We start from the raw sequence: 12,438 nt of genomic DNA, 5'->3' as shown, positions 1-12,438 counted from the left end.
GGCGCATCAGACCATCAAATCTGGGGGAAATTGTACTCGCAAACAGACAATAACACAAGAAAAATCATGCTGTTATGAATATTTCAGGGGCGACTCAATAGCCATCGCACTCTCTCGGTAACGCAGGCACGCCGCCTGCGTCCCGTAGAGAAAGAGGTGGAACAAAAAAGGGCCAAGGGGTGCCCTGGGGCGCCGGGATGGGGCAAGGCAAGGGGGGCCGGGCGGTTGGCCTCTGGGTGGTAAAGTTCGTGCCGAGCTTTGCGGCAGCTGTGGCTTCAGGTGCGCGGCAGTCCGCAGAAAATACGCAACAGCGAGCTAAGGCCTTGATTTTTCAAGATGGGTGATGCTCGCCACCCGCACCAAGGCGACGTCGCCGTCAGCCATGGCGCTGCCACACGGCGGCAAAAAAGCCATCGCAACCGTGGCGGTGCGGCCACAGACGCAGGTACGGCCCCTGCACCAGCGCCTGCGCTTGCGGCACGCGGGCCGCAGCCAGCCGCTCGGCGGCGGGTTGCACGACAAAGTCGGGATGGTGGGCGGTGAACGCCGCGGCCACGTCTTCGTTTTCTTCGCGCAGCAGGCTGCAGGTGGCGTACACCAGGCTGCCGCCGGGGCGCACCAGGCGTGCGGCGGCCGCCACGATGCGCTGCTGCAGCGCGGCGTGTTGCGCCACCGAGGCGGGGTCGTGCCGCCACGGCAGCTCGGGGTGACGCCGCACCGTGCCCAGGCCCGTGCAAGGCGCATCCACCAGCACACGGTCGACCTTGCCCGCCAAGCGCTCCAGACGCTCGTCCTGCTCGTCGCGCAGTTGCATCGTGACCACGTTGGTCAGCCCCGCACGGGCCAGGCGCGCGGGCAGCGCCAGCAGCCGCCGCGCCACCGTGTCGAAAGCGTACAGGCGGCCGCTGTCGCGCATCTCGGCCCCCAGCGCCAGCGTTTTGCCCCCGGCCCCGGCGCAAAAGTCCACCACCGTCTCGCCGCGCCGTGCGCCGACCAGCGCGACGATCAGTTGCGAGCCTTCGTCCTGCACCTCGACCCAGCCTTGCTCGTAAGCAGGCACGCCCGACAGCCGGGTGCGCCCCGGCAGGCGCAGGCCGTGCGGCGCGTACGGGGTGGTCGACACGGTGCCGCCCAGCGCCTGTTGCAGCGCCTCGCGCGCCTGGGCGGGGCGGGCCTTGAGGAGGTTGACCCGCAGGTCCACCGGCGCCGGGGCCCGCAGCGCCGCCGCCAGCAGCGGCAGCTCCCCACCCACCTGCGCCTGCAAGCGCGGCACCAGCCACTCGGGCAGCCCCAGGCGCACCGCCTCGGGGGCGTCGTCCAGCGACACCGCTTGCGCCCGGGCTTGCCATTCGGCCACCACCTCGGCCGACGTGGCGTCGGCCTGCGCCAGCCACGGCGCCGCATCGATGGGCCACGCCAGCGCCATCAGGGCCTGGCACGCCGGCGCGTCGTCGCGCAACGCCGCCACGTCCAGCGGGGCTGGCGTGCCACCCTGCAAGCGCTGCCAACGCCAGTGCAGCTGCGGCAGCGCGCGCAGCGCGCCGTACAGGGCATCGGCCAGCGCGTGGCGCAGGCGCTGGCCGACGCGGTTCGCGCCGCTCAGGGTGCGCGCCAGCACCGCCTCGGGCGGCTCAGCAAACCGCAGGGTGCGCTGCAACAGGGTGCCCGCCAAGGCCAGCGGTGGCGTGGGCGCTGACGAGCGCGTCGGGCGTGAGGCGTGCCGGTGTGCCATGGGCGCGATTGTGCGCCACCGACACGCTGGCCACGCACGCGCCGTGCCGGATAATCGCGCCCCATGCCCGACATTGCTTCCGAAGTGCGCCGGCGGCGCACGTTTGCCATCATCTCCCACCCCGACGCCGGCAAGACCACGCTGACCGAAAAGCTGCTGCTGTTTTCCGGCGCCATCCATATCGCCGGCAGCGTCAAGGCGCGCAAGGCCGCGCGGCACGCCACCAGTGACTGGATGGAGATCGAAAAGCAGCGCGGCATCTCGGTGGCCAGCTCGGTCATGCAGATGGAGTACCGCGACTGCGTCATCAACCTGCTGGACACCCCTGGCCACCAGGACTTCAGCGAGGACACGTACCGCGTGCTGACCGCCGTGGATGCGGCGCTGATGGTGATCGACGCCGGCAACGGCGTGGAGCCGCAGACGCGGCGGCTGCTGCAGGTCTGCCGCGCGCGCAACACACCGATTCTGACCTTCATCAACAAGATGGACCGCGAGGTCAAGGCACCGCTGGATCTGCTGGACGAGATCGAGCGCGAGCTGGGCATGACGGTGGTGCCGTTCACCTGGCCGGTCGGCATGGGCAAGCTGTTCCACGGCGTGTGGGACCGCCGCGCCGACCAGATGCGCGTCTTTGCGCCCGGCGAAGACCGCCGCGGCGGCGACGAGGAGATTTTGGCTGGCCGCGACACCCCTGCCATCGCGCAGCGCTTTGGGCTGGAGTGGCAGCAGGCGCTGGACGAGCTGGAGCTGGTCGATGGCGCCACCCCGCCGTTCGAGCACGCGGCGTTTCTGGCCGGCACGCAGACGCCGATGTTCTTCGGCTCGGCGATCAACAACTTCGGCGTCAAGGAGGTGCTGGACGCGTTGGTGGAGCTGGCGCCGCCGCCTGGGCCCAAACCGGCGCTGCAGCGCGAGGTGGCGCCGACCGAGCCCAAATTCAGTGGCGTGGTGTTCAAGATTCAGGCCAACATGGACCCGGCACACCGCGACCGCATCGCCTTCGTGCGGGTGGCCAGCGGGCGCTTCGAGCGCGGCATGAAGCTGCGCATCACACGCACGAGCAAGGAGTTCAAGCCCAACACCGTGGTGTCGTTCCTGTCGCAACGGCGCGAACTGCTGGAGGAGGCCTACGCAGGCGACATCATCGGCATTCCCAACCATGGCTTGCTGCAGTTGGGCGACACGCTCACCGAGGGCGAAACCCTGCAGTTCACGGGCTTGCCCTTTTTCGCCCCAGAGATCATCCGCAGCGTGGAGGTGGCCGACCCGCTGCGCACCAAGCAGCTCAAGGCGGGGCTGCAGCAACTGGGCGAGGAAGGCGCGATCCAGGTGTTTCGGCCGATGGCAGGGTCGGTTCTGCTGCTGGGCGCGGTGGGGCAGCTGCAGTTCGAGGTGGTGCAGCACCGGCTGGAGACGGAGTACGGCGTCAAGGCGCGTATCGGCGCCAGCCCCTACCACGTGGTGCGCTGGGTGACCTGCCCGCCGGAAAACGGCGGCGAGGCGGAACTCAAGCGCTTCATCGACGCCAACGTCCACCGCATGGCCTGGGATGCGGTGGAGGCGCCGGCCATCTTGCTCGATCACGCTGCCACGCTGCGGGCGGTGGAGAGCAACTGGCCCAAGATCCGCTTCCACGCGATGCGCGAGCACGCGGGGCTGGTTTTTCACGGCCACGCGTGAAGGCGCGCAGGAATGGCCTCTTGTTGGTGAGCGTTTTATGGCATCAATGTTTCGGCAGCTATACGACCGCGCGCTGGGCTGGGCACGGCACCGGCACGCGCCGCGCTACCTGGCCGCGATCAGCGTCGCCGAGTCGTCGTTTTTTCCGGTGCCGCCCGACGTCATGCTGGCGCCGATGGTGCTGGCGCAGCCGCAGGCAGCCTGGCGGCTGGCTTGGCTGACGACGTGGACCTCGGTGCTGGGCGGCCTGATCGGCTACGGCATCGGGGCGCTTGCCTTCACCGCCATCGAGCCATGGCTGCTGGCCAGTCGCTACGCGGCCGCGTACCAACAGGCGGTGGCCTGGTTCGGCCAGTGGGGCGTGTGGGCGGTGTTCGTGGCCGGCTTCTCGCCCATACCCTACAAGGTATTCACCATCGCGGCCGGCGCGCTGTCGATGGCGGTGCTACCGTTCACGCTGGCCTCGCTGGTCGGACGTGGGGCGCGCTTCTTCCTGGTGGCGGCCCTGTTGCGCTGGGGGGGCGCGCGGATGGAGGCACAACTGCGGCGGCATATCGACCGCGTCGGCTGGGCCATCGTGGCGCTGGTGGTGGTGGGCGCGGTAGCGTACGCCGTGCGCTGACCCGCTACCCGATTCGGTGACGCTGGCCCTGACGATCCGATCGTCTCGGCGCTTATACCGACCCGGCCCGCTCCACGACCAGAATGCGCGCTGGCCCCTGCGGATGGGCCACGTGCTCACAGCCCGTCTCGGCAAAGAAAATATCGCCCGGCGCGAGCAGCGTGCAGCGCTCCTGGCCGGCCTCGCGCCAACGCATCTCGACACGACCGTCGAGCACGGTGAACACCTCCGAACCGTCATTGACGTGCCAGTGGTAGGGTGCATCGGTCCAGTGCAGACGCACGGTGACGCCGTCGAGCTGGGCGATCTGGAGGGCCCCCCAAGCGCGCTCGGCGGTGAAATCACGGGGATGGGTGATGGTGGGCATGAAACGCTTTCGGGGTCACGGGGCATCGGCACACGACCTCAATAGGGTCGGCCGTCCTTGTGGGTAAAAACCCAGCGCCCGTCGATGTGCACGGCTCGTAGGTCATCGTCGGGGTAGTACACCGTATCCTGCGGGGTTCGATCGCCGACCTCCAGATAGATCACCGTCTCGGCCGTCGGGTTGAAGAGCTGGTGCGCATCGCCACGCCCCGCGGCAAAACCGGCGCACATGCCGGGAGCCAGCGGCGTGTCGCCAGCGTCGGTGCGCAGCACGGGGTAGCCTTGCAAAATGTAGATGAACTCGTCCTGATGGCTGTGCGCGTGACGCAGCGACGACAGCGCACCAGGCGCCAGTTCGGTAAGGTTGACACCAAACCGCCTGAGCCCGAACACATCGCCCAGCGCGCGCTTGACCCGGCCGGCCATGCGGGCCGCAAACGGTGGCGGATAGAGCGATGGCTGGGTACGGGGTGGAACATGTGCGGCAACAACGGCCGCACTGGTCGGACCTGGGAGATGAGGTGTCATAACGATAGATTCCTGCCGGCTGGCGCTGCCGGATGGGGTTCTTTGCTTTCGCCGTGGTCGATTTTCAATCATGAAGCATTCCGCCGCGACCGCGGCGTCCCCCTCTGCAACGGTGTCTGCCCGCATGGGCGCCATGATCGTGGCCGCAGCTGCGGCGCGCGGTGTGGCAGCCGACGGGCTCATGGCTGCGGCCGGCTTCGACCCCGCCTGGCTGCACGACCCCGACGCGCGCATACCGCTGACGGTCGAGACGCGCCTATGGGACGAGGCGGCGCAGCGCAGCGCAGACCCGGCTTTCGGTCTGCATGTGGCCGCCGCGATCCGTCCCGGGATGTTCCAGGTGTTGGACTATGCGGTGCGCACGGCGCCGATCTGGGCACAGCCCTGCAGCGGCTGGCGCGTTACAACCGGCTGCTGCACGATGTGGCCACGTTCGACATCCAGCCCGAGGGCACGGTGACGCGCATCGAACACCGGTTTGCCGACCCGAGCGTCCGCCCCAGCCGACATGCAGTGGAATTCGTCAGCCCTGCAAAACGCCCTGAAGCCGCATGGACACTGAGTTGGTGAGGTGATGTTGCGGGGTTGGAACTCCCGAAGATGAATCGGCTCGATGCGAATTTCTGGGAGTTTGGAGAGGGATTTCGATGAGCACGCCGGACTTTTTCCGCGCCCGACTGGACCAGATGATCGACCTGCGCCACCCGCTGGCGGTGCTGGCCACACGCATGCCGTGGCAGCAGATCGAAGCGAGCGTGGCGCCGCTGCTGGCGCGCAAGGACCGGCGCGGGCGCAGCATCGAAGGTGCAGACCTGTTCGGCCCCACGGTGCAGGTGGTCGGCGCAGGCGTGAGCGCGGCAGGCCGCCCGCGCCTGGCGATCCGCTTGATGGTGTCGCTGCTGTACCTGAAGCATGCCTATGGCCTGAGCGACGAGGCCGTGGTCGAGCGCTGGGCCGAGAACGTGGTGTGGCAGTTCTTCAGCGGGCAGGAGTACTACGAGCCACGCCTGCCGTGCGATGCCACGCAGATCGGGCGCTTCAGGCGGGTGCTGGGCGAGGCCGGCGTGGAGGAGTTGCTGGCCAAGACGATCGAGGCGGCCGTGCAGATGCAGGCGGTGCGCAAGAGCGAACTGCAGCGTGTGATCGTGGACACCACGGTGCAGGAGAAGGCGGTGGCCTATCCCGCCGACAGCCGGCTGCAGGAAGTGGCGCGGGCCAAGGTGGTGCAACTGGCGCAGCGTGCCGGGCTGCGGCTGAAGCAGACCTTCGAGCGCGAGGGCCGCAGCCTGCGCCGGCGTGCCGGCGGCTATGCGCACGCCAAGCAGTTCAAGCGGCTGCGCCGGGTGCTCAAGCGCCAGCGCACCGTGCTCGGGCGCGTGCTGCGCGACGTGCAGCGCCGCCTGCTGGCAGCGCCGCAAGACGTGCGTGATCGCCTGCAGCCATGGCTGGAGCGCGCCGAGCGCATCCGCTCGCAGCGCCCCAAGGACAAGCACAAGCTGTACGCGCTGCATGCGCCGCAGGTCGAGTGCATCGGCAAGGGCAAGGCCCGCCAGCCCTACGAGTTCGGCGTGAAGGTCAGCGTGGCCGTCACGGCCAAACAGGGCTTGATGGTCGGTGCGCGCAGCCTGCCGGGCAACCCCTACGACGGCCACACGCTGGCCGAGCAACTGGAGCAGACCACCGTCTTGCTGCAGGACCTGGGCGTCAAGCCGCACACGGCCATCGTCGACCTGGGCTACCGGGGGGCGGATGCCGACATTGGCGGGGTGACATTGATCCATCGCGGCAAGAGCCGCTCGCTCACGCGCAGCCAGCGGCGCTGGCTGAAGCGGCGTCAGGCGGTCGAGCCGGCCATCAGGCATGCCAAGCACGATCACGGCATGAAGCGCTGCTGGCTCAAGGGCGCTGAGGGTGACGCGCTGCATGCGGTGTTGTGCGCAGCCGGCTTCAACATCCGCTGGCTGCTGCGTGCCATCGCCCGGCGGGGCATTGCTCCAGCCTTTTTGCGCTCGCTTTGGCTGCTGTCAGCGCTCGCAGCGTCGGCGAGTCGACTCGCTACTCTTGCACGTCCGGCGCTTCTCGTCGGCGCCGCGAGATGAATTTTGCAGGGCCGACTAGCTACGCATGTCCAAGCTCAAGCACCTGCCGGCCAGTCCGTTCGCGCCAGCCATGCCGACATGACGCGAAGCGTTTCCACACAAAACGGCATAGAGCCCCTAACGTTGAAGCTCAGCGGTCGGCGTAGCCGTCCGCTGCAGCGACCAGTTAGATTTCATGACCACTTCGCCTGGGCGGCCTCAAGCTGAGCGAACGCAAGAAGCTCTTTTTTGCCAAGATCACCGCTAGACAAGTTGAACTTCTCTGGCTCCGGCGCTGGACCTACCGGGTGGTCTTGCCATTCGGCAAGGCTCTTGTTGTATTGCGCTTGTTTCAAACAATACTCAACCGCCTTCGAGTGGGTTGCATCTAGGAAGTTGTTTGACTCGGCGTCAACTGTCCGCCAGTACGCGGCCATGAACCAGTGCTGATACGCAAATTCGTATTGCGCGGTCGCGTGGTATTGGTTCGCGTAGCGTTCGAGCCCGTGGTACTCGGTGTTGTTCTTCGCCGGAATCCGGGAGTCCACGACATCGGGCCTATGGTCGCCCCAAGGGTAATCATCCCGCATGCATAGGAATGTCGAAGTTAGGCCGCTCGTCCCGCCAAAGTGCTGCTGGAGGAACTGCCTAGCGAGCACGCGGTATTCCGCTTTCCATTCGTATGACATCGACTGACCTCGTCTTTGAAATCTAACGTTTGAATTCAGCGGCGGCTGAAAGCCGTCCGCTGGAATGATTGGTTAGCAGCGTGTTTGATTTTATGGAATGTTCCTAAAACCCAATTGCTGGGTGGCTTGTGCGCTTTGGCGGTGCGGGGTTTTGGTGAAGAAGTCATTGCCTGCGGTAATGCCTTCTTGATTGGGCAATACAGCCAAAAACTTGCCCGCCAGTTCCGCATTGTCTTTATCGCCGCGTGTTTGCCACATTTCAAGAAACTGGGCTTTGCTGTAGGTGCGATTTCCAAGGCTGGGGTCTGCCAACCAAACAGTGTTTTCGTCAATGCCGCGCAGCACTGAAAAATGATCGTCCTTGCGGTGCTTCAAATACACCACCACTGGCGCTTTGAGCCGCATCAGTTGCTCGTAACTGGCGGCAAAGCCTTGCGCCTTAAAGCCAAACTGCGGCAGGGCTTTTTTCATGTCTTCAAACGAGGCGCGCAAATCACCTTTGTCCATGGCTTTGAGCAAGGCTTCTTCGGTGACCGATTGGCCGTAAAACTCATTGAGCAAAGTCGCCAATGATGCAGCGCTGCATGAGTAATCGAGGTCTTGCTTGACGATGCGAGAGTCGCGTTGGGTTTTCCAGCTTTGGATGGGAATGCGGATGTGAGCGGTTGGGCTGTTCAAGAAAAGCATACTTTTAGCGATATATTTCGTTTCTGAATGAGAGGCCAACTCAGAAGAAAAAGCAATATTGAAGTGACAAATACCAACCAAGACAAATACTCTAGAAGCCATGTTGGCACACGAGGCAATAACCATTTCACTTCTTGTATTTCTCATAGTAATGCATGAGTCCGATACAGCACAGACCAAGAACTGTACCCAAGCATATCGCAACTATAATGCCAATAAATACCCCTCTGTCGGATGGAAATAACAGGACGTAAGTCGCGAAGAGCGCGAAAAAGCCGGCACTCGCCGTAAAAAATGTCTTGATCTTGCTCCATTTTTTTGAATGAGCATACTCAGCCATCATCCCGCCAAGCATGCCCGCAATTTCAACAATTAAACTCATATAGCCTCCACTAGCAGCAAGATGGAATTTGCACTCCACCTTGCCGTGTATATTCAATTACCAGCCGCGATAGCTACGATATTGAGAAAATCCGAAATTCGACGCCAGAATATTTGGGCGCCAAGCAACGTTCCCTGCAATCCCGCCGCCAGATGCGCGGATTAAAGCTCCACCAACGCCACCGGTTAGGGCTCCTGTTCCTATTGAATAAAGTGAGCCTTGCCAAGTAATTGGTCGGTTGTTATACCAATTGCTTGCAGCATAAAACCCAAAACCTGCAGCACCACCAATAGCAAAATTCAAGAATGCCCCCTCAGTCTCTTTCATCTCCTGCTGAGACAGCACAGCGAGCTGCATCGGCTTGGCATCTTGCTCAAACAGCATCTGTGTATCCGCAGCGGTGAACTGCGGCAGTGGCGTAGCCACTGTTCCCTCATTGGCAAACGCTGGCACGGACAGACTGGCCGCCAGCACACCTGCAAACAAAGTCGATTTCAATTTCATATCAAACTCCTTGATGAGATAGTACAAAAATCAGGGCAATTTTACAATTGATCGCATTTTTACGCTTGGGCTTATCCTCAAAACGTATGCAACCAATTGAGCCTCAGGTCTGCCCCGTTGGAACCTGAAACATTCGATTTGAAGGTGAGGTTGAGGGTGCTCTCCTTCGAAATGCCGTAACCCACGCCCAGCAACAAATCACTGCTGGTGCGCCTGAAGCCTTGTGCTTTGCCGTCCCATGTGTCCGCTTGGCGGTTGCTCCACTGCATGCCGGTGGTGAGCGTGACGCGGTCGTTCACCGCAAAGGCGATGCTGGGGTTGAGTAACAACAGGTTGCCAGGCTTGTAGTTGGCTTCGCCGTCTTTACGGCTTTGGTTGAAGCGGTAGGCGGTGGTGAGCGAGAACACCACGGGGTCGATGGCTTTGTAGGTGGTCAGCCCCACCAGTGCAGACTTGAAAGAGCTGCTGCTTTTCTCGTGCTTCTCGCGCAGTGCGATTTCGGTAAAACCCAGCAAGGCTGGCGTGTCGTCGTCTTTCTTGAACTGGTAGTTGATGCCCGCCCAGGCATCGGCAAAGCGGTTTTCGCTGTGGCTACTGGTGCCCGACACATCGCTGGCGCGGCTGCTGCTGTGCAGGTAAGAGGTGCGGGCGAAGATTTCGGCTTTGCCCGTTAAGCCGTAGCGCAAGCCCAAAGTGCCCACCACTGAATCGCTGTTGCCACGGCTTTCACCAATCAGCGTGGGCAGGGTGACAAACGAGGTTGCCCCCGTTTGCACGGTGATGGGCTCAGCCGTGGAGACGCCTTGGCGGTCGCTGTTGGCGTAGGCCAGTGACACATCGAGCTTGACCTTGCCTTTGTCGGTGATCAGGTCTTCAACGGTGAGGGGTAAATCAGCATGGGCCGATGCTGCGCCCAAGGCCAGCAAGGCTGCTGCAAAACGTGCTTTGTTCATCACACTCCTTCATCAAACGGTGCTGGCGTGGCCAGCGGGATAAGCTGCTAACGTGTTATAGGGAGCAAAACTGCTGCATAACACCGACGGCTGTCTCCCTAACACCGGCGGCTCGATCGGGCGTAAAGCCGCGCCCAGCCTGCGTTTCCAGGCATTGACTGGATGTTTGTACAGTACTAAGGAAGGTCTGCAAAACCTTCCTGCCAGACTGCCGGGATGGGACAATAGCGACATGAAGCAGATGAGTCTGGAGGCGCCGATGTATACGGGCTTTGAGCTGCGCACCAAGCGCACCCGCAAGCGTGAGTTTTTGGAGCAGATGGAGCGTGTGGTGCCCTGGAAAGAGCTGGTTGCGCTCATCGAGCCGTATGCGCCCAAGGCAGGCCCCAAGGGTGGGGTCGTCCACCCTTTGCGGTCGAGAAGCTTTTGAGGATTTACTTTCTGCAGCAGTGGTTTGGGCTGTCGGATCCGGCGGTGGAGGAAGCCCTGTATGACACGCCGCTGCTGGCCCGGTTTGTTGGGTTGGACCTGGGGGTGGATGTGGTGCCGGATGAGAGCACCATCCTGCGCTTTCGACACCTGCTGGAGCAACACGGCCTGAGCGCGCGCATCCTCGAGACGGTCAATCGCATCCTGACCGAGCGTGGCCTCATGCTCAAAAGTGGCACCATCGTGGACGCCACGCTCATAGCCGCGCCCAGCTCGACCAAGAACGCGAGCGGCCAGCGCGATCCTGAGATGCACCAGACGAAGAAGGGCAATCAGTGGTACTTCGGGATGAAGGCGCATGTGGGGGTGGACGCCGCCTCAGGCCTGGTGCACACGGTGGTGGCTACGGCTGCCAATGTGGCTGATGTGACGCAAGCGCATCGGCTGTTGCACGGGCAAGAGACGGACGTCTTTGCCGATGCGGGCTATCAGGGAGTGGACAAGCGAGCGGAAAACCAGGGCAAGCAAGTCGCTTGGCACGTGGCCATGCGGGGCCGGGCAAGCGCCGGGCATTGGACAAGAGCACTTTTCTTGGCCAGGTGATGGATGCCTTGGAACGCACCAAGGCGCGCATTCGTGCCAAGGGCGAGCATCCGTTTCGGGTACTCAAATGCCAGTTTGGCTACTGCAAGACGCCCTATCGAGGCTTGGCCAAGAACGGCGCGCAACTCAACGTCCTGTTTGCGCTGCTCAATCTGTGGCTGGTGCGCAAGGCCTTGTTGGCTGCAACGGGATAAGTGCGCCCGCCACGGCGCCACTGGGGGCCGACGAGGCCTCAGGAGGCCCACGAAAGGGGCTTGTGGAGCGGAAAATAACTCAAAATCTGCCCCTGATCCCGTCATGTGAAACAAAGTCTACCATCACCGCGTCCTCTGGAACGAATAGGCTGGGTTGTGCAGAGGTTTCCTAACGTCCAAGCTCAGGGGCGCGCCGCTTGGGGCGCGTCCCCCTGGAGCGAGGGGTTAGCCGAAACGGCGGATACCAGCGGAAAACGCTCTGGATGTCGAATCGACTCGACCGACAAATCCACATCAAGTTGAGGCCAGTAAAGATGATCGGCTGTGGGCCACTCGACGGTACAAAGCTGATCGATGGTTGCTTGACGAAACCAGGGAAACTCGGAAAAGGGAACCAACAACTCTTCGTCGCCGAGCAGTAGCCAGAAGCCGTGTCTGGAAATATGGGTGACCTCAGCGGCCAAAGTGTTTGTACCAGGCATTTTTGATCTCCTGCAAGTGGCGGAGGATGATTTCCTCGGCGTCGGAAAGCTCTTTCGAGGATAGGCCCGTGTGGCTTGCGAGCGAAATCGCGGGTTCGAGCCAGAACTTGGCCTCGCCATCGGGATGAGCGACATGGATGTGCATTCTCGGTTCTTCACGGGAAAAGAAGAAGAGCCGAAAAGAACCTTCGCGGACGACTGTGGGTGCCATAGTGCTGTCGTCGGCTAACGTCAGGCTTCAGGGGCTGGCGCGATAGCGACAGTCCCCTGGAAGTAAGGGTTGGGTCATTGCAAACTTAGCACTAGCTGATTATTTCCATAAGATGTTCCATGTATTTCTTTGTCTAAGCAAACTGCTTTGCATGCATTCTTGTCTACTGTTAATGTTTTTCCGTCTCTTGATACTTCTAAGTAGTCGTCCCTGAAAAATTCATTTTCACGCCGCCCGCAGCCGCAGCAGCGGCGGGTTGGCGACGCGAGTCTCGGTTGGCCGCAGCCGGACGAGC

The 12,438-nt window shown here is 62.7% G+C and carries 15 protein-coding genes and 1 pseudogene; 5 read left to right on the top strand and 11 right to left on the bottom strand.

The genetic code is table 11. The features are described 5' to 3' along the window. Positions 1-376: 376 nt before the first annotated feature. The gene (locus EDC36_RS12885) at positions 377-1,732 is read right to left on the bottom strand and encodes an RsmB/NOP family class I SAM-dependent RNA methyltransferase (protein WP_132963673.1); all 1,356 of its coding nucleotides are present in this window, start codon (positions 1,730-1,732) and stop codon (positions 377-379) included. Between the two features lie 63 nt (positions 1,733-1,795). On the opposite strand from EDC36_RS12885, the gene EDC36_RS12880 reads away from it, so the two are divergent. Both EDC36_RS12880 and EDC36_RS12875 read left to right on the top strand, forming a co-directional pair. Further along, complete coding sequence (locus EDC36_RS12880; protein ID WP_132963672.1) at positions 1,796-3,415, top strand: peptide chain release factor 3; 1,620 nt, start codon at positions 1,796-1,798, stop codon at positions 3,413-3,415. A gap of 37 nt (positions 3,416-3,452) precedes the next feature. Continuing rightward, complete coding sequence (locus tag EDC36_RS12875; RefSeq protein WP_132963671.1) at positions 3,453-4,037, top strand: YqaA family protein; 585 nt, start codon at positions 3,453-3,455, stop codon at positions 4,035-4,037. A 52-nt stretch (positions 4,038-4,089) separates the two neighbouring features. On the opposite strand, the gene EDC36_RS12870 is transcribed toward EDC36_RS12875, so the two are convergent. After that, complete coding sequence (locus EDC36_RS12870; RefSeq protein WP_132963670.1) at positions 4,090-4,404, bottom strand: cupin domain-containing protein; 315 nt, start codon at positions 4,402-4,404, stop codon at positions 4,090-4,092. Positions 4,405-4,442: 38 nt separating this feature from the next. Next, the gene (locus tag EDC36_RS12865; protein ID WP_279388356.1) at positions 4,443-4,829 is read right to left on the bottom strand and encodes a cupin domain-containing protein; all 387 of its coding nucleotides are present in this window, start codon (positions 4,827-4,829) and stop codon (positions 4,443-4,445) included. Between the two features lie 172 nt (positions 4,830-5,001). Between EDC36_RS12865 and EDC36_RS12860 the strand changes: the two genes are divergently transcribed. Further along, positions 5,002-5,391, top strand: a complete 390-nt coding sequence (locus EDC36_RS12860; RefSeq protein WP_132963668.1) for an AraC family transcriptional regulator ligand-binding domain-containing protein — start codon at positions 5,002-5,004, stop codon at positions 5,389-5,391. Positions 5,392-5,578: 187 nt separating this feature from the next. Next, on the top strand, positions 5,579-7,030 hold the full coding sequence (locus tag EDC36_RS12855; protein ID WP_132963667.1) for an IS5 family transposase: 1,452 nt from the start codon (positions 5,579-5,581) through the stop codon (positions 7,028-7,030). 173 nt (positions 7,031-7,203) lie between these two features. Here EDC36_RS12855 and EDC36_RS12850 read toward each other — a convergent pair whose 3' ends face one another. The 5 genes from EDC36_RS12850 to EDC36_RS12830 form a co-directional block, all read right to left on the bottom strand. Then, a complete protein-coding gene (locus EDC36_RS12850) occupies positions 7,204-7,698 on the bottom strand; it encodes a hypothetical protein (RefSeq protein WP_108377502.1) in 495 nt (164 codons plus the stop codon). A 90-nt stretch (positions 7,699-7,788) separates the two neighbouring features. After that, positions 7,789-8,511: a C39 family peptidase gene (locus tag EDC36_RS12845; protein ID WP_236640257.1), complete on the bottom strand. Its 723-nt coding sequence runs from the start codon at positions 8,509-8,511 to the stop codon at positions 7,789-7,791. A gap of 1 nt (position 8,512) precedes the next feature. Continuing rightward, a complete protein-coding gene (locus tag EDC36_RS12840) occupies positions 8,513-8,767 on the bottom strand; it encodes a hypothetical protein (protein ID WP_132963666.1) in 255 nt (84 codons plus the stop codon). 57 nt (positions 8,768-8,824) lie between these two features. Further along, entirely contained in the window at positions 8,825-9,271 is a 447-nt protein-coding gene (locus EDC36_RS12835) for a DUF2057 domain-containing protein (RefSeq protein WP_132963665.1), read from the bottom strand. Between the two features lie 77 nt (positions 9,272-9,348). Further along, entirely contained in the window at positions 9,349-10,224 is an 876-nt protein-coding gene (locus EDC36_RS12830; protein WP_165902873.1) for a hypothetical protein, read from the bottom strand. A 232-nt stretch (positions 10,225-10,456) separates the two neighbouring features. On the opposite strand from EDC36_RS12830, the pseudogene EDC36_RS12825 reads away from it, so the two are divergent. Beyond that, positions 10,457-11,450, top strand: a pseudogene (locus EDC36_RS12825) (IS5 family transposase). A gap of 182 nt (positions 11,451-11,632) precedes the next feature. Here EDC36_RS12825 and EDC36_RS12820 read toward each other — a convergent pair. The 3 genes from EDC36_RS12820 to EDC36_RS13280 all read right to left on the bottom strand — a co-directional run. Then, a complete protein-coding gene (locus tag EDC36_RS12820) occupies positions 11,633-11,932 on the bottom strand; it encodes a DUF2442 domain-containing protein (protein WP_132963663.1) in 300 nt (99 codons plus the stop codon). Next, on the bottom strand, positions 11,904-12,077 hold the full coding sequence (locus EDC36_RS12815) for a DUF4160 domain-containing protein (protein ID WP_201739387.1): 174 nt from the start codon (positions 12,075-12,077) through the stop codon (positions 11,904-11,906). Before EDC36_RS12815 ends, EDC36_RS12820 begins: the two co-directional genes overlap by 29 nt. 140 nt (positions 12,078-12,217) lie before the next feature. Continuing rightward, positions 12,218-12,438: hypothetical protein (locus EDC36_RS13280; protein ID WP_207895086.1), on the bottom strand; the 221-nt coding region annotated here is incomplete at its 5' end.

It is taken from the genome of Tepidimonas ignava, from assembly GCF_004342625.1.
GTDB lineage: Bacteria > Pseudomonadota > Gammaproteobacteria > Burkholderiales > Burkholderiaceae_C > Tepidimonas > Tepidimonas ignava.
Note: the sequence above shows the minus strand (reverse complement) of the source record. Positions and strands in the feature narration are given on the sequence as shown.